The sequence below is a fragment of the Aquibaculum arenosum genome (assembly GCF_029222965.1).
GTDB lineage: Bacteria > Pseudomonadota > Alphaproteobacteria > Kiloniellales > DSM-21159 > Aquibaculum > Aquibaculum arenosum.
The window spans coordinates 205,966-226,116 of record NZ_JARHUD010000002.1 but is presented as its reverse complement, the minus strand read 5'-3'; the positions used below and the strand labels follow the sequence as shown (position 1 = coordinate 226,116).

The following is a 20,151-nucleotide window of genomic DNA, read 5'->3' as shown; positions in this document are numbered from 1 at the left end:
TCGGCTTTCTTGACGGTAACTGGTTGGGCAAACTCTACGTCCAAAGCGTGTAAACACCACCTCTGCCAAGAGTCGTGTCCTTGTCCCCGTTCCGCGCCTTTCTCTCCTTACTCTGTTGCCTACTGGCGGTTGTGGTGTGTGCTGGTGAGACGGCCGCCCAGGGTCACGACCGCGTGCTGCGTGTAGCCTGGTCACTGCAAGCACCCTATCAATTCCTGCGCTCGGACAGCGAGATAGCGCATGTCACCGGCATCGACGTGACCACCTTCAGAGCGGCGGCGGAACATGCTGGGTTGAGCGTGGTGTTGGACCAGGTTCCCTGGGAACAGGCTCTCAAGGGTGTTGAAGAGGGCAGCATCGACGCTGTGCTGGGCGCGTACCCGACACCGGAACGTGCAGACTACGCCCACTTCTCAGATCCGATCCGCTTTGCGACCGAGAACATCTTTCTTCCGGCTGACCGAATGCCGACAGCCAATACCCTATCGGAACTCTTGGACGCACTGATACGCGAGCAGCTGCGAATCGCCGTGGTCGAGGACTATGATCTTGGTGCCACTTTCAACAGGTTCCGTGACGATCCGGCGCATGCCGACGTAATCGTCCAGACAGTCGACCTGGCACAGAGTCTCCATCTTCTTGAGACGGGAGAAGTGGACGGCTTCGTCATAGATCGCCTGGCCGGTTATCACGAACTTTCCGAACGACATCTGTGGGGCCTGGAATCACACCCTTTACCGATTCTTGAGGAAGATGTCGTTGCGCTCTTCTCGCGTGCCTCGGTTGCTCCAGGTCTTGTCGAACGTTTCAACTGGGGGTTGGAACGGGTCTATGAGAGCGGCGAACGCCAGGTCATCGAGAGACGTTTCGTCCTGCCCGTCCTGTTGGACATTGCGCTCTACGGCGCTTGGTTTGAGATCATTCTGATCGTTGGGATGGTATCCTTCTCCATCTCCGCCGCGGTGATCGCCCGAGCGGGAGATTACGGCATTTTCGGTGTGGTGGTGTTGGCGTCCTTGCCGGCGCTGGGTGGGGGAGTGGTTCGCGATGTGCTCATCCTGCGCGAGCCTTACATTTTCGATTACCCCATTTACGTGTATATCGTGCTTTCAACTCTCGCTGTGGGCTATGTAATCAACCGTATTCTCGATCGCTTGCGCGGGCGATCGTTGCTCCTCTTTGACCTCGTGAATCTCATTCTCATCGTGCGGCAGCGCGCGAAGCCGCAGATCTTGCTGGAAGTGTTCGACACAGCGGGCATTGCCGCGCTAACGGTGCTGGCGGTGACCATCGCGGTGGAGTTTGGCCGCCATCCTCTCTGGCTCTGGGGCCCTGTACTGGCCGCTTTGACGGCTGCTGGCGGTGCAATCATCCGCGATATGATCCGAAGTGACAGCGGTAACGCCATCCTGCATCATTCCTTTTACGCTGAGACCGTGATTCTCTGGTCGCTGGGGCTGTCGCTTTACCTGCAGTACTTCGGCCTCTCCGCGGAACCGCATGTCATCTTCTGGGCGCTGATGACGACCATGGGCGGGATTTTCGCGACGCGCATTGCCTTCGTTGCTTTCGGCTGGTCGGGCCCGCGTTATTGAAGGTGCAGGCGATCGATTTCTGGGGGTGATTGCGCGCGCGCCCGCCTTGCCGGTCACCGGGGCCGGTGCTAGGTTCCGCGCCATTCCGAGTTTCGGATCAGCACGACGTAACAACGAGGATAGGGCAGCATGTCGGTCAACCTGGATACGGTCCGGCACATCGCCAAGCTTGCGCGGGTTCGGGTCGAGCCGGCACAGGCCGAGGCACTGGTGGGCGAACTGAACAACATCCTCGGCTGGGTGGAGCAACTGGGTGAACTCGACACCAAGGACGTGCCGCCCATGACCTCGGTCGTTGAGCGCGGCCAGCCCCTGCGTGAGGATCGGGTGACCGACGGGGGCGATCCTGAGCCGGTTCTGCGCAACGCGCCCGATTCTGCTCATGGCTTCTTTGTTGTCCCGAAGGTGGTGGAATAATGAGCGCTCCCACCCGTATGACGCTTGCGCAGGCGCGCGATGCCCTTGCCGCCAAGAAGATTTCTGCACGCGAATTAACCGAAGCGCACCTGACGGCGGTCGAGGCGGCGCGGCCGCTCAACGCCTACACGGTGGAGACGCCGGAAAAGGCCCTGGCCATGGCCGATGCCTCGGATGCTCGGCTCGCCAAGGGCGAGGCCGGCCCGCTGGAGGGCATACCGCTTGCGATCAAGGACCTCTTCTGCACCGAAGGGGTGGAATCGACCGCTGGCAGCCATATCCTCAAGGACTTCAAGCCGGCCTATGAGTCCACCGTCACTGCCAATCTCTGGCGCGATGGGGCGGTGATGCTGGGCAAGGTGAATATGGACGAGTTCGCCATGGGCTCCTCCAACATGACCAGCACCTATGGCGGGGTGGTCAATCCCTGGCGACGTAATGGCAGCGATGAGAAGCTGGTGCCTGGAGGCTCTTCCGGCGGATCGGCGGCGGCCGTGGCCGCGCGCTGCGCCCTGGGAGCAACGGGCACCGATACCGGCGGCTCGATCCGTCAGCCGGCTTCCTTCTCTGGAGTCGTGGGGCTGAAGCCCACCTACGGGCGCTGTTCGCGCTGGGGCATTATCGCCTTTGCCTCCTCCCTGGACCAGGCCGGTCCCATGGCGCGCTCGGTGCGGGACTGCGCCATTCTGCTGCGCTCCATGGCCGGTTTCGACGCCAAGGACTCCACCTCGGTGGATGTGGCGGTGCCGGACTTCGAGCAGGCTCTGACCGGCGATGTTCGCGGCCTGAAGGTGGGCATTCCCAAGGAGTATCGTGTCGACGGCATGCCGGCGGAGATCGATAGCCTTTGGCAACAGGGCATCGACTGGCTCAAGGCAGCCGGTGCGGAGCCGGTGGAGATTTCCCTGCCACACACCAAATACGCGCTGCCGACCTATTACATCGTCGCGCCCGCGGAGGCCTCCTCCAACTTGGCGCGCTATGACGGCGTGCGATACGGACTGCGGGTCGAGGGTGAAACCCTGGACGAGATGTACGAAGCCACCCGAGGGGCGGGCTTCGGCGACGAGGTCAAACGCCGCATCCTGATCGGCACCTACGTGCTCTCGGCCGGCTATTACGACGCCTATTACAACAAGGCCCGGCAGGTGCGCACCTTGATTGCGCGGGATTTCAAGGCTGCCTACGAGACCGTAGACGTGATCTTGACCCCGACAGCGCCTTCGGCAGCTTTCGCCATGGGTGCCAACATGGATGATCCCGTCGCCATGTACCTCAATGACGTCTTCACGGTGCCGGCCAGTCTGGCGGGCCTGCCTGGCATTTCGGTGCCGGCGGGATTGTCGATGGATGGTCTGCCGCTGGGTCTGCAGCTCATCGGTCGGGCCTTCGACGAGGAGACTCTGGTGCGGACGGCTGGCGTGCTGGAAGAAGCCGCCGCTTTCACGGCGGAGCCGGCCTTCATCGCCGGTGACTGAACCAACGATGAGAATGTGTCACGGAATGAAGCAAGTGGACGGGCGACGGGCATGGCTCTGATCGAAGGTGAGACCGGTAAGTGGGAAATGGTCATCGGGCTGGAGGTCCACGCCCAGGTCATTTCCAATGCGAAGCTCTTTTCCGGCGCATCCACGGCTTTCGGTGCGACGCCGAATTCTCAGGTGTCGCTGATTGATGCCGCCATGCCGGGCATGCTGCCCGTGCTGAACCGCGAGTGCGTGGCGCAGGCCGTGCGGACCGGGCTCGGCCTGAAAGCGAAGATCAACCTGACCTCGGTTTTCGAGCGCAAGAACTACTTCTATCCCGACCTGCCTCAGGGCTATCAGATCAGCCAGTATCAGCAGCCGATCGTGGGGGAGGGCGTGCTGACCATCGATCTGCCCGACGGCAGCACCAAGGACATTGGCATCGAACGCCTGCATCTGGAGCAGGATGCCGGCAAGTCGATGCACGACCAGGACCCGCGCCGCACCTTCGTCGATCTCAACCGTTCGGGTGTTGCCCTAATGGAGATCGTCTCCAAGCCGGACATCGGCTCCGCGGAAGAGGCCGGGGCCTATATCCACAAGCTGCGCTCCATCCTGCGCTACCTCGGCACCTGCGACGGCAACATGGATGAGGGCAGCCTGCGCTGTGACGTCAATCTCTCCATGCGCCGGCCCGGCGAGCCGCTCGGCACGCGCACCGAGACCAAGAACGTAAACTCCATCCGCTACGTCCAGCAGGCCATCGAATACGAGGCCCGCCGTCAGGTAGAGGTGTTGGAGGCCGGCGGCGTGATCGAGCAGGAAACCCGCCTCTTCGATGCACGCAAGGGCGAGAGTCGTTCGATGCGCAGCAAGGAGGAGGCGCACGACTATCGCTACTTCCCAGACCCCGACCTCTTGCCGCTGGTGCTGGAACAGGAGTTTGTGGACGGCTTGGCGGCCGAGCTGCCGGAGCTGCCCGACGAGAAAAAGCGCCGCTTCATGGAGGACTACGGACTGTCGATTTATGACGCCGGCGTGCTCGTCGCGGAGCAGGCCAATGCGGCCTTCTATGAGTCCGTGCTGGCCGGCGGCAAGCGTGACCCGAAGCTCGCGGCCAACTGGGTGACGGTGAACTACTTCGGTGCCTTGAACGCCTCGGGCACGGATCTGGATGACGCGCCCGTGGATGCGGCGAAGCTGGGCGGCCTGCTCGATCTGATTGCCGATGGGACGGTGTCCTCCCGCCTTGCCAAGGAAGTCTTCGAGGCGATGTGGGAGAGCGGCAAGGATGCCGCGACCATAGTCGAGGAGAAGGGGCTGAAGCAGATCACCGACGAGGGCGCCATCGAGGCCATCGTCGACAAGGTGATCGCCGACAACCCGGGCCAGGTGGAGCAGTATAGCAGCGGCGCCAATCCCAAGGTCATCGGCTGGTTCGTGGGCCAAGTGATGAAAGCCAGCCAGGGCAAGGCGAACCCGGGAACCGTGAACCAGATCCTCAAGCGTAAGCTCGGCGGTTAGCGGGCCGGCTTACCCGGCCCCGCCGAGCGCAGCCTCTCTTTTCCTGCCACAGGTCAGGTGCCCGTGCCTGCAGCCCTTCAGCGCGCTCTCCTCTTCTGCATGCCGGCGGTCTTCGTGCTGCTTTGGTCGACCGGCTTCATCGGCGCGATCTGGGGGCTGCCCTATGCGGAGCCCTTCACCTTCCTAACCCTGCGCTTCGCGTTGACCGTGGCACTGCTCCTGCCGCCACTGTTGTTCTTCCGGGCATTGCAGTTCGAGTCGAAAACCCAGGTCTTCCATATCGCAGTGGTGGGGTTCCTCGTCCATGCGATCTATCTTGGCGGCGCCTTCGGCGGCATGGCTCGGGGGCTGCCGGCGGCCTATTCGGCACTGATCGTCAGTCTGCAGCCGCTCCTGACGGCCGTACTCGTCGGGCCGTTGCTGGGCGAGCGGGTGACCCTGCGCCAGGTGCTCGGCCTTCTGCTCGGCCTGATGGGGGTGACGTTGGTGCTGGCGGAGAAGCTGGCACCGGCGGGCAGCGGGAGCGTCTTCGAGGGCTTCGACCTTTGGGCCATCGTCTTCTCGCTGGGTGCGCTGCTCGGCATGACGCTGGGCGTCGTTTATCAGAAGCGCTTTTGCGGTCAGGTCCACCTCTGGAGCGGTGCCCTGGTGCAGTACGCCGCGGCCGGCCTGGTCACCGGCGTGGTGGCCTTTGTCTTCGAGACCAACCGGATCCAGTGGACGGGTGATTTTCTCTTTGCGCTGGGATGGCTGACCCTGGTGCTGTCGCTGGGTGCGGTCAGCCTGCTGATGCTGCTGATCCGACTGGGCGAGGCGGCGCGCACCGCCAGCCTCTTCTATCTCGTGCCCCCGGCCACCGCGACCTCCGCCTGGATCCTCTTCGGCGACCGGATGGGCCCGCTGGCCCTGGCCGGCATGGCCGTTGCCGTCCTGGGGGTTGCGTTGGTGGTGGTGCGCCGCGCTCCTCGTTGACCGCGCGATCAGGCCTCTTCCCGGGCAAGCACGGCAAGCAGCACGATCCCGATCATCAGTAGAAAGCGCGCGGCGGCACTCTGGCCGTTCCAGGTGTCCGACTGCCACATGGCGAACCACTCGCCGCCGATGGTCATGAAGCCCACGGCATAAAGCAGGAAGCCCGCGGTCAGGCCCAGCACTGCCGTGGGCCGAGCCTGGGCGAAGGCAATACCATCATCGCTGGCCTCCCAAAGCCGGTAGGCACCGTACCAGCAGAGCAGGGCCGTCACCGTCTGCCAGGCGATGATCAAGGCGTAGGCCGCATGATGGATCGCTGGACTGGTGAGAGCTCGCCAAGAGAGGGCGGAATCCGAAAAGATCGTATCCATCGAGAGCACATGCTGCACGAAGGCGAAATTGCTGCCGTAGTCGGTGATGTTGCCGAAGGCAACCAGCGTGAAGAAGAGCGCGATGCCGGCCACGAGCGTCGCCTTGCAGCGGCGGATCAGAGTCATGGTCGGCACCCCCTTGAATTGATCAGCGTTCGGTCAGCTTGAGCTCGATGCGCCGGTTGCGTTGGAAGGCCGTCTCGCTGTCGCTCGGATCGAGCGGCTGGTACTCGCCGAAGCCGGCGGCCACGAGGCGGTTGGGTGGGATTCCTTCCTGGATCAAGAGCCGCACGACCGAGATCGCCCGTGCGCTCGACAGCTCCCAGTTCGAGGGGAAGAGCGGAGTCGAGATTGGTCGGCGGTCGGTGTGGCCGTCGACCCGAAGAACCCAGTCAATGTCTTCGGGAATCTGTTCGGCGATGTCTCGCAGCAGGCTCGCCAGTTGTCGGATCTGCGCCCGCCCCTCGGCCTGCAAGGCGTCCGAGCCGCTGGGGAAGAGCACCTCGGCCTGGAAGACGAAGCGGTCGCCGACAATCCGGACGTTCGGATTGTCGTCGCCAAGGATCTCCCGTAGGCGCCCAAAGAACTCGGAGCGATAGCGCGCCAGTTCCTGCACCCGACTGGCCAGGGCCATGTTGAGCCGGCGCCCGAGATCCGCGATCTGCACTTGCTGCTCGCGCTCGCGTTCTTCGGTGGCCTCCAGGGCACTTTGCAGGGCGGCAAGCTGCCGGCGCAAGGCGTCGATCTGGCTGTTGAGCAGTTCAACGCGCTGCTGCGCCTCGGCAGCAAGTTCCGATTCCGACTCCACCTGGCGCCCACGGTCCTGCAGGCGTTGCATCAGGGCGTCGCGGGCCGCGCGCAATGTCCGCAGCTCGTCCAGCCGCTCGCGCTCGCTTTCGTCCATCTGCGCCAGTTGCGCTTCCAACTCATCGATCCGCCGGTCACGCTCGGCGATCTGTTCGCGCACCCGGGAGAGGGTTTCCTCGCTCAAGGCTAGTTCTTCTGTGCGAGCCTCGAGGCTTTCCTCTTGTTCGGCCAGCATGGCTTCGCGCGCAGCCAGTATTTCTTCCATCCGCTCCAGGGTCGTGCGGGTGAGCTGGATCTCATCCGCGCGGGCTTCCAGGGCTTCGGCCTGGGCTGCAATTTCCTCGGATTGCCGGGTCGCCAGTTCCTCGCTTTCCGCCAGGGCGGCGCGGGTCTCCGACAGGTCCGTTTCGCTGCGCTCCAGCTCTTCACGGGTGCTGGCCAGAACTGCTTCGCGTTCGGCCACCTGTCGCTCCAGGTCCTCGAGTGCGGCACGGCTTTCGGCCAGCAGGGCCTCCGTGGCCCGCAGGTCGTTTTCCCGGTCGGCGATCTGCTGCTCGAGCTCGTTGCGCAGATCACGCATCAGCGCCAGTTCCGCCAGCTGAACCTGAATGGTCTCGCGATCGGCTTCGATGGTGTTCTCGGCCTCGAGCAGCGCCTGGTCGAGGCTGTCGCCGCGATCTTCCGCCAGCATCAGGTCCTCACGCAGCTGCTCGCGACTTTCCGTGACAGCGAGCAGTTCTTCCTCCACGGCCTCGTGTTCCTCCGCCAGGGCGGAAAGCTGCGAAGCCAGGGAATCGCGCTGATCCTCCACCCGCGCCAGTTCCTGCACCAGCGTTTCGCGCAGGGCCATGGAATCCTGCAGTTCGCTCGTCAGGCTGTCGAGCGTGCTGCGTAGCTCGGTGGTGGTTTCGCGCTCCAGGGCCAGGAGTTCGCTGAGTTCGGCGATTTGTTGGTCAAGCCGGGCCAGGCGCTCGTCTCGTCCGCTGAGCGCGACGGACAGATAGTACTGCGCAATCACAAAGACCATCAGCACGAAAATCACCACCAGCAGCAGCGTCGCCAGCCCGTCGACGAAGCCGGGCCAGATGTTGGTGGAGCGAGTGCGACCGGTGCGGTTGAGCGAGTACATGGGGTGCTGGGTCCGGCCTCAGCCTTCTTCCGCCAAAGCGGCGATGGTGCGCGCCAGCAGGCGTATCTCGCTGCGGATCTGTTCCACAGTCTGTTCACGGCCCCCGCGCATCTCGTTGGCCATGCGGCTCAGGTGCATGTCGATGTTGCGGATGTGGTCGCGGGTGGCATCGTCCATCCCGCCGTTCGACATCTGCGATTCCGAGAGCTGTGCCAGGAGCGGGCGGATAGCGGCGTGGGTTTCCGCCAGCTTGCGCAAGACCTCCTGTTCCGTGCGCATCTGATCGGTCAGCAGCGTCAGGCGCTCGGTCAGGGTGGCCAGGTTGCGATTTGCGGTCTGCTTATCCTCCTCGCCGCGCTGAATGGTGTTCTGGAGGTTTTCCAGACTGTCGGCCGTCTGCTCCAGCAACGCCTGCAGGTAGGCCGGCACCGATGCTTCGCCTTCGCCGCCGCCGAAGCTGCTGCCGCCGATCCGGGTCATGCCCGAGAGCCATTCCTCCATCTCGTTCATGAAGCGGTTGTGCGCCTGGCCTGACTGTAGTTCCAGAAAGCCCAGGACAAGGGAGCCGGCGAGACCGAAAAGCGAGGAGGAGAATGCCGTGCCCATGCCGCCCAGCGGCTGCTGCAGCCCGCGCTGCAGGTCCCCGAACAAGGCGGCGGCATCACCATCGCCCAGCGAGAGCGCGCCGATGGTCTCGCCCACGGCATTCACCGTCTCCACCAGACCCCAGAAGGTGCCCAGCAGGCCAAGGAAGATCAGCAGACCAATCAGATAGCGGGAAATATCGTGGCTTTCGTCGATGCGCAGGCGGATGCCGTCCTGCAGGGTGCGCATCGCCATGGCGGAAAGGGTGATACGTCCCTTGCGCTCGCGTAGCATGCGCGCCATCGGACCGAGCAGGCGCGGCGCTTCGAGTTGGGTCATCTGACCGGGAAAGATCAGCCCGCCACTGCTTTCGCGTTTCAACTGCGCAAGGAACGCAATCTCTCGCCGCAGCAGGAACACCTGACGAAAGGAGTAGATTATTCCCAGAACCAGGACCCCGAGGATCATCCCGTTCAGGACCGCATTGGCGAAGAAGGCATCCGCCAACTGCGGGTAGAGCGCAGCGCCGGCGGCCAGCACAAGGGCGAGAAAGATGCCCATGCGGATGAGGTAAATTTGGGGACGCGTCATTGCTTAGACTGTTCTCTTAATCGATCGGCGCAAGCGCAGCCTAGTGCAGTTGTCCCCGTGAGGAAATTGCCGATCCATCGGTTGCACGCAGATTCTGCTGTTTTTCAACGCTCTGCAGGCAGAATGTCGACGCGATCCGCCGGCTGACCGCTTGCGCTGCGCCCGATGGCGCGCACGTCCATCCGGGTAGAGCGGATGCCCTGATCGAGTAAGAAGGCGCGCACGGCCAGTGCCCTGGAAAGGGACAGGCGCCGCGAGCCGCTCATGTCCTGGTCATAGTTTGCCGCATAGGCCTCCAAGCGCAGGCGCTGGCCTTCCTCTTCGCGCAGTTGCTGCGCGAGCGCCAACAGGCGATCTTCCATCGCTCGGGTGAGATCAGAGGAGCCGCTTTCGAACTCCAGCCGTACCCCTTCGGCGAGAGCAGGCGAGGGCAGGGCGGCCTGCTGAACGGGGCGCTCTTCTTCCTCAAAGGTATCGAGATCGATCTCCTGCTCTTCTGGCGCGCTGGGTAGTGCGCTGGCCGCGGGCGCAGCGGTGCTTTCAGGGTCAGCCTGCTCGGCGGTTGGTTCTTCTTGCGGTGCTTGCGCTGATGCGTCCTGCTCCGGCCGTGCCCGCGGTTCGGGCGTAGGATCAGCCGGGGCCTCTGTGGGCTCCGAGGGCTGCTCCTCGGGCTTGCCCACATCACGCGCCGGTTCAGCTGAGGGTTCACTCGGCGCTGTGGGCTCGCTCGGCGTTTGCGATGCCTCTGGTGCTTCCGTCGCGGCTTGCGTCTCTGTCTCTTCCGGCAGCAAACCCCGGGGCCGTGTGGGAGGCACTGGCGGCACGGCAGCGTCCTGCTCAGGCGTTGGAGCACCCGCATCCGAGGCATTGCGGGGCGCAGGAGGCGACGCAGTGGTGCTGGGCTCGTCCCTGCGCGCCGGTGGCGCGGCGGGTATCGGCTGCTGCCGCTCGCTGGCGGCAGGGGCTTCAGGCCTCTGCTGACCACCGCTGCTACCGGGTTCGATCAAAAGGCGAGAGCGCGGCGCTTCGCCAGGTGGGGGCAGGAGCCGTGCCGCCTGCAGCGCCGGCGGCAAGCCTTGGCCCAGCGGCTGTGCGCTCTGTGCCGGGTCGCTCGGCGCGCTCTGGAAAGTTTCGCAGGCGCTTAACACCAGCATGCCGGAAAGCGCCAGAAATGGCAGCGCCATTCCCTTGGCGCGTCGCTCCCATCCGGCAGGCCGATGCATGCTCATCTCCCTCTCGCTCTCAACCCGATCCCTGCATCAACCCGCAGGCGTGCCGCAGCGTTCCCCGGAATCGCGGGCAAATTCAGCCGCAAGGGTAGTGGAGCCCCCGTCGGGGCGACAAGCGCTTTCCGAGAGGTAGAGGGCGAGGAGGTCTCCCGAAGCAAGAGTTTAGCGGATCAAGCTCACGTTCTTGATCCCTGCAAGCCGCAGCAGCAGGCGCACCAGCAGCAGGAAGCCAACCACGGTTGCCATGATGCAGACCGAGAAGGCTGCGGCCTGATTTGTCGCGCCACGGTCTTCCAGGAGCAGCACCGAGACGGCGGCAACCTGGGTCTGCGGTGTGATCAGGAAGATCACGGCCGACAGCGTGACCATCGAGCGCATGAAGAAGAACACGGCCACCCCGATAAGCGTCGGTGCGATCAGCGGCAGGGTGACTTTGCGCAGGGTTTGCACCCGGGTGCCGCCCAGCGTCGCCGAGGCTTCATCGAAAGTGCCGCTGATTTGCTTCATCGAGGTGGAGGCGATCAGGAAGCCTTGCGCATGGTAGTAGTAGACGTTGGCGATCGCGATGATGATGAGTGTGCCGTAGATCAGGTAGACTGGGTTCGACGGGTTGTTGAAGGCCAGGATGTAGCCCAGGCCCAGCACCATGCCCGGTACGGCGGCGGGCAGGATCGACAGGAAGTAGAGCGGCCGCGTGACCGGCGACTTGAACTTTTCGATCACATAGGCCGAAGCCGTCACCACCACCACGCCAAGCCCGGCCGCCATGAGCGAGATGTAGATCGAGTTCCACAGCGGTTCGATGCCGTTCTGCACATCGAAGGCATAGTGCCGCAGCGACATGGTCATGTTGTAGGGCCAGAGGTGTACGAAGCTGGCGAAGATCACCACGGCGACGATCGAGAGGATCATCAGGGCGATGAAGGCGGAGATGCCGGCAAACGCGAGGTCGCGTACCCGGTCGGGCACGATGACCAGCGGGCGGGACTGGTCAGAGACCAGGGAATACTGCCGCCGGCTGATATACTTCTCCAGGATCGCGGCCACGGCGGCGGGTACCAGCAGCACCATGCCGATCACCGTGCCGCGTTCGAAGTTTGCCTGGCCTATGACCTGGTTATACACCTCGGTCGCGAGCACGTTGTAGTTCGCGCCGATCACCATGGGGTTGCCGAAATCGGTGATCACCAGGGTGAAGCAGACGAAGACCGATGCGGCCAGACCGTACTTGGTGGACGGCAGTGTCACGGTCCGGAAGGTGCGCCAGGGGCCCGCGCCCAGCATCTTGGCGGACTCGTAAAGCCGTGAGTCGGTCACGGCCAGTGCGGTGGAGAGGATCAGGAAGGCATAGGGGAAGACGTAGAGGACCATCGAGATGACGATCCCCCAATAGCCGTATATGTCGATGTCGGTGCCGAAGGTGCGGTTGATCAGGCCGTTGCGCCCGAACAGCAGCACCAGGCCCTGCGCCTGCACCAGAGAAGGGGCGAACAGCGGGATGAGTGCAACAATGCGAAGCACGTTCTTGCCCGGCATCAAGGTGCGCTGCACCGCGTAGGCGAAGGCATAGGCCATGATCACGGCAAAGGCCGTCGAAACCAGCGTGACCTCGAAGGAGTTGTAGAGGATGCCCTGGAAGCGGGAGGTGGTGAGCATCGACAGATAGTTGTCGAACCCGAAGCCCTCCGGCGTCGAAAAGCTGCGGCCCAGAATGAAGGCCAGGGGATAGACGATGAACAGCAGCAGAGGCACGCCGACCAGAAGGCTGGCCACGATCATTGGCATGCGGTCGTGGTTGGTCTTCCGGGTGGCGCCCGTGCCGGCGGTTGTGGCGCTCACCGCCATTCCAACACCCGCAATGCGTTGGCCGGCAGTTCGGCCTGCAGCATCGTCCCTTCAGTCACGGGCTGGTCGTCGCCGGCATGAACCTCGGCAACAAGCGGCTGGGCGTTGTCACTGACTTCCAGAACCACGTGGGTGATGTTGCCGAGAAAGATGGATTGGCGCACCCGCACGGGAATGCGGTTGGGTGCCTCTGTGCCCCCGGAGCTGGACAGGCGAATTTCCTCCGGGCGTAGCCCCAGTACGGCGGGCGTGCGGTCTTTCGTGGTGCGCTGCAGGTGCAGGGGGTGCCCGGCAAAGTGCAGCGCCTCGGCGCCGCCTTCTACGGGCAGCACGTTCATCCTGCCGATGAACTCGGCGACGAAGCGGGTTTCCGGCTTCTGATAGAGCTCGTGCGCACTGCCCACCTGCTCAATGCGGCCGGAGCGCATGACCACGATGCGGTCGGCCATGGTCAGCGCTTCTTCCTGATCGTGCGTGACCATGATGGTGGTAATGCCCAGGCGCTGCTGCAGCGCGCGGATCTCCAGACGCAGGTCTTCACGTACCTTCGCATCCAGTGCCGAGAGCGGCTCATCGAGCAGGAGCAGCGACGGATCGGGCGCCAGGGCGCGGGCCAGGGCGATGCGCTGCTGCTGGCCGCCGGACATCTGCGGCGGATACTTCTGCGCCTGGTCGGCAAGCTCGACCACGCGGAGCATCTCATCCACCCGTTCGGCAATGCGGTTCTTCGGCCAGCGCCGGCACTCGAGGCCGTAGGCCACGTTGCGCGCCGCCGTCATGTTGGGAAAGAGGGAATAGGACTGGAAGACAACCCCGAAGTTGCGCAGACGAGCCGGCACTGCGATGAGATCGCGGTCGTCCAGCAACACCTCGCCGCCATCGGCCTGCTCCAATCCGGCAACCACACGCAGCAGCGTGGTCTTGCCGCAACCCGATGGGCCAAGGAAACAGACGAACTCTCCGGCATCGATATCGAGGGACACGCCGTCGAGCGCGGTCAGATTGCCGAATCGCTTCACGACCTCGCGAATGCGCAGGGACATAAGGTGGCTCCAGGAAAGGGTAGGGACGCTCTGCTGCTGAGAAAGGGAAGGTGGCCGCTCCGAGCGCTTGCTTACGGTAATGGCAGGCAGCGGGTGGAGGCGCTGGGGCCTCCACCCGACTTGCGGAGCGAGCGGGTGCCCCGAGCCTTATTCGGACTCGAACTCGGACTGCCACTGCTCCAGGATGCGGTCGCGGTTCTCCGCCGACCAGGCGAAATCCATGTCGTACATCACAGAGCCGATGTCCTCCGGCAGGCCCGCGTCGAGGAAGTTCTGCGGGATGCTGCCGCCGGAGACCGTCACAATCTCTTTCCAGTTGTAGTACTCGTCTACGGCCGCGTCGCTCAGTGTCCAGTCGAGGAAGCGCTTGGCGGCGTCCTTGTTATCGGAACTCGCCATCAGGCCGTGGGCTTCCAGTTCGTTGCCCGCACCCTCGGAGGGGATCACCATCGTGATCGGATAGCCCTCGTTGATGTTCTTGATGGCACGCAGGGCGTAGGAGGCGCCGATGGCATACTCGCCCTGGCTGGCGACGTTACAGGGGCGCGAGCCGCTCTTGATGTACTGCGCCATGTTTTTATCGAGGGCGCGCAGGAACTCCCAGCCCTCTTCCTCGCCCTTCATCTGCAGCAGGGACGCGATTTGCAGGTAGCCGGTGCCCGAGCTGGCCGGGTTCGGCATCACGATCTCGCCCTCGTAGACCGGATCCAGCAGGTCTTCCCAGGAGCTGGGCATAGGCAGGCCCTTGTCTTCCAGCACCATGTTGTTGACGCAGAAGGCACCCATGTAGCCGGTGACGGCGAACCAGCGTCCGTCGGGATCGCGAAAGCGCTCGGGCACGCGGTCGATGTTCGCGGGCTCGTAGGGCTCCAGCATGTCCTGGATGCGTGGGTCGACCATGGAGGTGACAGCCCAGCCCCAGATTACATCGTGCTGGGGGTTGCCGGCTTCGGCCAGGATGCGGGCGTGCAGATCGCCGGTGGACAGGCGCAGAACGTTGACTTCCAAGTCGGGCAGATCTTCTTCCATGCGCTCGAGGAAGGCGGCCAGCTCGTCCTCTTCATAGGAGGTGTAGACGGTGATGGAGTCGGCCTGTGCCGCTGCGATTCCGGCGACGGCGGCAATCGCCGTTCCGGCGATCAGCGAGCGGAAAAGCCCGCCCCTGCGATGACTGGACATGAATGTCTCCCCGTTATGTTAAGGCGATAAGCGCTCAGAACCCGGCTGAGTAGTCGAGCGTGTCGTCCGATCCCCCAAAGCCCGGCCCCTGGGGAAGAATGATAGAGCAAGTTTACCAAGATATGAAAGCGCCGTGACAACTGGCTGCCGACTCGCGCCGCGAGCGAACATGATTATCTTCGCTCGTACAAAGCCTCGAGCTTTTCCCCGAAGGCAGCGCGTACAGCATGGCGCCGCACCTTGAGCGTTGGCGTGATCATGCCGTTATGGACAGAGAAGGGTTCTGGGGCGATCAGAAAGCGACGCACCTTCTCCATGTTCGACACCTCGCCGTTGACCCGCTCCACAGCTTCGGAAATGGATTTACGCAGCGACGAGTCATCGAACAGCGCCTCCAGGTCGCCTCGCTTGCCATTGCTGCGTGCCCATTCCTGGAGCCAGGTTTCGTCGGGGACGATGAGGGCGACGAGATGGGGCCGCCGATCACCCATCACCATGACCTGTCCGATCTCGGGCTGTAGCGACAGCTTCCCCTCGACGCGGGCCGGGGAGATGTTGTCGCCGCCTGACAGGACGATGATGTCCTTCTTTCGATCGGTGATGGATATGTAGCCGTCGGCGTCGATGCTGCCGATATCACCGGTGTGCAGCCACCCGTCGCGCAGCGTTGCCTGCGTAGCGGCCTCATCGCGCCAGTAGCCCTGCATGACCAGTTCGCCGCGCACCAGGATTTCCCCGTCCTCACCCAGAGCGACCTCGACGCCCTTCAGCGGTGGGCCAACGCTGTGCATCTTGATCTTGAAGGGGCGGTTGGCGCTGACGACGGGGGAGGCTTCGGTCTGGCCATATCCCTGTAGGATGCGCAGGCCCAGCGCGTGAAAGAAGAGGCCGATTTCCGGGTTGAGGGGCGCACCGCCGGAGATCATTGCTTTCAAGCGGCCACCAAAACGCTGGCGCACCTTGTCACGCACAAGGCGCTCCAATGCGAGGTCGAAGATTCTTTCCCAGAGCGTGAGGCTGTTCGGGTCTGCATAGCGCTTGCGGCCAATGCGCTCGGCGGCGGCGAAGAGCCACTGTTTGAAGGTCGGTTCCTTCCGCAGACCGCGATGAATGCGCTGGTACATGGCCTCATAGAGCCGGGGCACCGCGGTCATGATGGTGGGCTGCGCTTCGGCCAGGTTGGTCAGCAGCGTCTCCACACCCTCGGCATAGTAGATCTGGGCGGCAATGGTGACGGGGAAGATGTGGCCCGCGGTGTGCTCGTAGGAGTGGGACAGTGGTAGGAAGGACAGGAATACTTCCTCGCCGATACCGTATTCATTCAGCAGGTCGTAAGCCGAAAGGCAGTTGGCCAGAATGTTGCCATGGCTGAGCATCACCCCTTTGGGCGCACCGCCCGTGCCCGAGGTGTAGATGATGCAGGCCAGCTCATGCCGGGCGATATTGGATGCGGCTTTTACGATTTCCGCCGTGGCCTCCTCAGGTCCGGCCAGCGCGCCCCAGGCATGATTGCTCCAGGGGCCGTCCAGCGCTGCCGCTTCGTCCATCGTGACTAGATGCCGGCAGTCCGGCGTATCCGGGAGGGCTTCGCAGAGCGGGGCGGCCAGTTGCGCAGTGGAAACAATGGCACAGCAGGCGCCGGAATCCGCCAGGATATGCCTGTGATCGCCCGCACGATTGGTGGTGTAGGCGGGCACCGTGATGGCGCCCAGCGCCATGATGGCGAAGTCTGCGATGAACCACTCCGGCCGGTTCTCCGAGACAAGCAGCACTCGGTCGCCGGCCGTGACGCCGAACATCGAGAGACCGGCAGCCACCCTGCATACCTCCGCCGCGACTTCGGCCCAGGTCCAGGGCTGATATCGGCCTTCGCGTTTCGCCCAGAGAAAGGGGCGGCTATCGAGGCGTTCGGCCTGTTCGAAAAAGACAGCGGGCAGGTTGGCTGCGTTGGTGTAGTCCATGTCCTCCCTTTCTCCCCGGGCCTTGTTAGCGCAGGGTGAGCCGCAAGGCATCCACCCTTGGTTCGCTTTGGCGCTGCAACTATATGCCAAAGTCCCTGCCACCAAGCCACGATAAGCGGAGCACCATGAGCGACGTCGCACAGCCAGAGAGCACGCCCGAAGCAACACTAGGTCCCTTGCCGGAATGGGATCTGAGCGATCTCTACCCGGCACCGGACTCTCCGGAATTGGAGCGCGATCTCGTCGAGGCGGAAACTGCGGCCCGGAAGTTCGAGGCGCAATGGCAGGGCCGGCTGAGCGACAGTGACGGTGCCACCCTGGCCACGGCCATCGCTGAGTATGAGCGAATCCAGGAGCAGCTCGGGCGCATCGCATCCTATGCGCATCTCACCTACGCCGGCGATATGAGCCGCGCAGAGAACGGACGCTTCTACCAGGCGATACAGGAGCGGGTGACCGGCGTTTCCACCCATCTGTTGTTCTTCGCGCTGGAGCTGAACCGCATCGACGAGCAGGCTCTCCAGGAGAAGTTTGTCGACCCGGCTTTAGCGCGCTGGGCACCCTGGCTGCGCGATCAGCGCGCCTGGCGCCCGCATCAGCTTGAAGACGCGGTCGAGCGGGTGCTGCATGAAAAGCACGTCACCGGGCGCGCGGCCTGGACCCGTCTGTTCGACGAATCGATGAGTGCGATGCGTTTCGATCTGGACGGCGCGCAGCTCTCGGAAACGGAAATCCTCGACAAGCTCACGTCACGCGACCGCGATCTGCGTCAACGCGCCGGGCAGGCCTTCGGCGCCGGGCTGAAGGGGCAGGAGCGCCTCCTAGCCCTCATCACCAACACCCTGGCCAAAGACAAGGCCATCGAGGATGGCTGGCGCGATTTCCCGCGACCGGTCTCCTCGCGCAATCTGGCAAATCTCGTCGAGGACGAGGTGGTCGATGCACTGGTCACGGCGGTGGCGGAGTCCTACCCGCGCCTGTCCCATCGCTACTATGCTCTGAAGGCGCGTTGGCTCGGCCTCGACACGCTCGCCTTCTGGGACCGCAACGCACCGCTGCCCGAAAGCGACGACCGACGCATTCCATGGGACGAGGCGCGCCAGACGGTGCTGGAAGCCTATGCCGCCTTCTCACCGGACCTGGCGGCCGTGGGGCAGCGCTTCTTCGATAACGACTGGATTGACGCGTCGCCACGCTCCGGCAAGGCGCCGGGAGCCTTCGCTCATCCCACCGTCCCCTCGGCCCACCCCTATCTTCTGCTGAACTACCAGGGGCGGGTGCGCGACGTCATGACCCTCGCGCATGAACTGGGTCATGGCGTGCACCAGGTGCTCGCCGGCGAACGTCAGGGGCATCTCCTGTCCAACACGCCGCTGACCCTGGCGGAAACGGCAAGCGTGTTCGGAGAGATGTTGACCTTCCGGGCACTGCTGGCCCAGACCAAGGATCTCGCCAAGCGCAAAGCCATGCTGGCCGGCAAGGTGGAGGACATGCTGAACACCGTGGTGCGGCAGATCGCCTTCCACCGCTTCGAGGAGCGGGTGCACGACGCCCGGCGCCAGGGCGAGTTGCTGCCGGAAGAGCTGGGTCGGCATTGGATGGAAACCCAGAAGGAGGCGCTCGGCCCGGCCTTCACCCTCGATGACAGCTACGCCATCTACTGGGCTTACGTGCCGCACTTCGTGCACGTGCCTTTCTATGTCTACGCTTACGCCTTTGGCGACTGTCTGGTGAATTCGCTTTATGCTGTCTATGAGCAGGCGCATGAGGGCTTTGCCCAGCGCTACCTCGAGCTTCTCGCCGCCGGCGGAAGCCAGCGGCACAAGGAACTCCTTGCACCCTTCGGCCTCGATGCCTCCGACCCTGCCTTCTGGCGCAAGGGCCTGGGTGTGGTGGAAAACATGATCGACGAGTTGGAGGCTATGGAACGCTGAGCGCTCGTCCGCGGCAGTGGTACGCAGGCGTGCTGTCCGCCATGGCACCTGTAACCTTCCCTTAAAGGACCTCGATGAGCGATCCCGAGAACGAAAAGGCATTCGATGACGAAAGTGCACGCTTTGGTGGGCGCTTGCGTCGCTATGCGAAGGTGGGAAGTGAAGTCGGGGTGCTGGCAGCGCAGTTGGCCGGTGCGCGCGTGCTGGGCAGAAAGATCGACCGCGGCCGCCATTCCTCGGAGCTGAAAACGGCCCTCGGCGGTCTCAAGGGGCCGCTGATGAAGGCGGCGCAGATCCTCGCCACCATTCCCGATGCCTTGCCGCGGGAGTATGCCGAGGAATTGCGGCAATTGCAGTCCAACGCGCCGCCGATGGGTTGGCCCTTCGTGCGTCGGCGCATGCGCACCGAACTGGGGCCGGGCTGGGAGAAGCGCTTCGACAGCTTCGAGCGGGAAGCCGCCGCGGCAGCCTCACTGGGACAGGTGCATCGCGCCGAACAGGGCGGCCGCACGCTGGCATGCAAGCTCCAGTACCCGGACATGGCATCGGCCGTGGCCGCCGACGTGCAGCAGTTGCGCTGGGCCTTTGCCGCCTATCGCCAGTACGATTCCGCGATCGATACCTCTGACATCTACAAGGAATTGACGGCGCGTCTGCAGGAAGAACTCGACTATGAGCGCGAAGCGCGCGCCATGCTGCTCTACCGCCACATGCTGGCCGAGGAGCCGCAAGTTCATGTGCCAGAGCCGGCGATGGACCTCACCACGCCGCGGCTGCTCACCATGAGTTGGCTCGAGGGACAGCGGCTGCTGGATTACATAGCAGCCCACCCGGATCAGGAGATGCGCAATCAGGTCGCCTACAACATGTTCCGGGCCTGGTACACGCCCTTCTACTACTACGGGGTCATCCACGGTGATCCGCATCTCGGCAATTACACCGTGAATGAAGATACCTCGGTCAACCTCCTGGATTTCGGTTGTATTCGCATCTTCAAGCCGAGCTTCGTCGAAGGCGTGATCGACCTCTATCGGGCGATCCGCGACGATGATCGCGATCTGGCGATCCATGCCTATCGCACCTGGGGGTTCGAACAGGCCGGCGACAATGCGGAACTGGTGGACGCGCTGAACATCTGGGCGCGCTTCATATATGGGCCGCTGTTGCAGGATCGCAGCCAGCCAATCATGGAAGGCTCCGGCGGCGCCCAAGGCGCCCAGACTGCAAGTCTTGTACACAAGGAGCTGCGCCGTCTGGGCGGTGTGAAGCCGCCGCGGGAGTTCGTGCTCATGGATCGTGCCGCGGTGGGGCTGGGATCGGTCTTCATGCACTTGAATGCCGAGATCAACTGGTATCGCTTGTTCCATGATCTGATTGCAGATTTCGACGTCGACAAGCTTGCCGCCCGACAGCGCGCGGCCCTGGACAGCGTGGGATTGCCAGCCGACGTCGAGTGACGCGATAGCTGACCGAACTGCACCCCTCTGAGGCGCTTGCAGGAAC

At 63.7% G+C, this 20,151-nt stretch carries 15 protein-coding genes; 7 read left to right on the top strand and 8 right to left on the bottom strand.

What is annotated here, in order from left to right:
• The first annotated feature begins 173 nt into the window (after nt 1-173).
• From P2G67_RS03920 to P2G67_RS03900, 5 genes are all read left to right on the top strand, one after another.
• Entirely contained in the window at nt 174-1,595 is a 1,422-nt protein-coding gene (locus tag P2G67_RS03920) for a TRIC cation channel family protein (protein WP_275820241.1), read from the top strand.
• Nucleotides 1,596-1,724: 129 nt separating this feature from the next.
• Complete coding sequence (gatC, locus tag P2G67_RS03915; RefSeq protein ID WP_275820239.1) at nt 1,725-2,012, top strand: Asp-tRNA(Asn)/Glu-tRNA(Gln) amidotransferase subunit GatC; 288 nt, start codon at nt 1,725-1,727, stop codon at nt 2,010-2,012.
• On the top strand, nt 2,012-3,490 hold the full coding sequence (gene gatA / locus P2G67_RS03910) for an Asp-tRNA(Asn)/Glu-tRNA(Gln) amidotransferase subunit GatA (protein ID WP_275820236.1): 1,479 nt from the start codon (nt 2,012-2,014) through the stop codon (nt 3,488-3,490). The genes gatC and gatA overlap by 1 nt, the downstream gene beginning before the upstream one ends.
• Before the next feature lie 51 nt (nt 3,491-3,541).
• A complete protein-coding gene (gene gatB, locus P2G67_RS03905; RefSeq protein WP_275820234.1) occupies nt 3,542-5,002 on the top strand; it encodes an Asp-tRNA(Asn)/Glu-tRNA(Gln) amidotransferase subunit GatB in 1,461 nt (486 codons plus the stop codon).
• A gap of 63 nt (nt 5,003-5,065) precedes the next feature.
• On the top strand, nt 5,066-5,974 hold the full coding sequence (locus P2G67_RS03900; RefSeq protein ID WP_275820232.1) for a DMT family transporter: 909 nt from the start codon (nt 5,066-5,068) through the stop codon (nt 5,972-5,974).
• A gap of 8 nt (nt 5,975-5,982) precedes the next feature.
• Here the strand turns inward: P2G67_RS03900 and P2G67_RS03895 are convergent, their stop codons facing one another.
• The 8 genes from P2G67_RS03895 to P2G67_RS03860 all read right to left on the bottom strand — a co-directional run bounded on the left by P2G67_RS03895 (nt 5,983) and on the right by P2G67_RS03860 (nt 16,714).
• Nucleotides 5,983-6,471 carry a DUF2165 family protein gene (locus P2G67_RS03895; RefSeq protein ID WP_275820230.1) on the bottom strand — a complete coding sequence of 163 codons (489 nt, stop codon included), beginning with the start codon at nt 6,469-6,471 and terminating at the stop codon, nt 5,983-5,985.
• A 22-nt stretch (nt 6,472-6,493) separates the two neighbouring features.
• On the bottom strand, nt 6,494-8,281 hold the full coding sequence (locus P2G67_RS03890) for a peptidoglycan -binding protein (RefSeq protein ID WP_275820228.1): 1,788 nt from the start codon (nt 8,279-8,281) through the stop codon (nt 6,494-6,496).
• A gap of 18 nt (nt 8,282-8,299) precedes the next feature.
• Nucleotides 8,300-9,457 carry a flagellar motor protein MotA gene (locus tag P2G67_RS03885; RefSeq protein WP_275820226.1) on the bottom strand — a complete coding sequence of 386 codons (1,158 nt, stop codon included), beginning with the start codon at nt 9,455-9,457 and terminating at the stop codon, nt 8,300-8,302.
• Nucleotides 9,458-9,561: 104 nt separating this feature from the next.
• Entirely contained in the window at nt 9,562-10,680 is a 1,119-nt protein-coding gene (locus P2G67_RS03880) for an OmpA family protein (protein WP_275820224.1), read from the bottom strand.
• Nucleotides 10,681-10,848: 168 nt separating this feature from the next.
• A complete protein-coding gene (locus tag P2G67_RS03875) occupies nt 10,849-12,525 on the bottom strand; it encodes an ABC transporter permease subunit (protein ID WP_275820222.1) in 1,677 nt (558 codons plus the stop codon).
• Nucleotides 12,522-13,574, bottom strand: coding sequence for an ABC transporter ATP-binding protein (locus P2G67_RS03870; protein ID WP_275820220.1), 1,053 nt, complete (start codon nt 13,572-13,574; stop codon nt 12,522-12,524). The genes P2G67_RS03875 and P2G67_RS03870 overlap by 4 nt, the downstream gene beginning before the upstream one ends.
• Before the next feature lie 147 nt (nt 13,575-13,721).
• Nucleotides 13,722-14,753: an ABC transporter substrate-binding protein gene (locus P2G67_RS03865; protein WP_275820217.1), complete on the bottom strand. Its 1,032-nt coding sequence runs from the start codon at nt 14,751-14,753 to the stop codon at nt 13,722-13,724.
• Between the two features lie 173 nt (nt 14,754-14,926).
• The gene (locus P2G67_RS03860) at nt 14,927-16,714 is read right to left on the bottom strand and encodes an AMP-dependent synthetase/ligase (RefSeq protein ID WP_275820215.1); all 1,788 of its coding nucleotides are present in this window, start codon (nt 16,712-16,714) and stop codon (nt 14,927-14,929) included.
• Nucleotides 16,715-16,839: 125 nt separating this feature from the next.
• Between P2G67_RS03860 and P2G67_RS03855 the strand changes: the two genes are divergently transcribed.
• The gene (locus tag P2G67_RS03855) at nt 16,840-18,648 is read left to right on the top strand and encodes a M3 family oligoendopeptidase (RefSeq protein ID WP_275820213.1); all 1,809 of its coding nucleotides are present in this window, start codon (nt 16,840-16,842) and stop codon (nt 18,646-18,648) included.
• Nucleotides 18,649-18,722: 74 nt separating this feature from the next.
• Nucleotides 18,723-20,105 (top strand): ABC1 kinase family protein, encoded by a 1,383-nt coding sequence (locus P2G67_RS03850; RefSeq protein WP_275820211.1) that lies wholly within the window; start codon nt 18,723-18,725, stop codon nt 20,103-20,105.
• Nucleotides 20,106-20,151 lie beyond the last annotated feature (46 nt).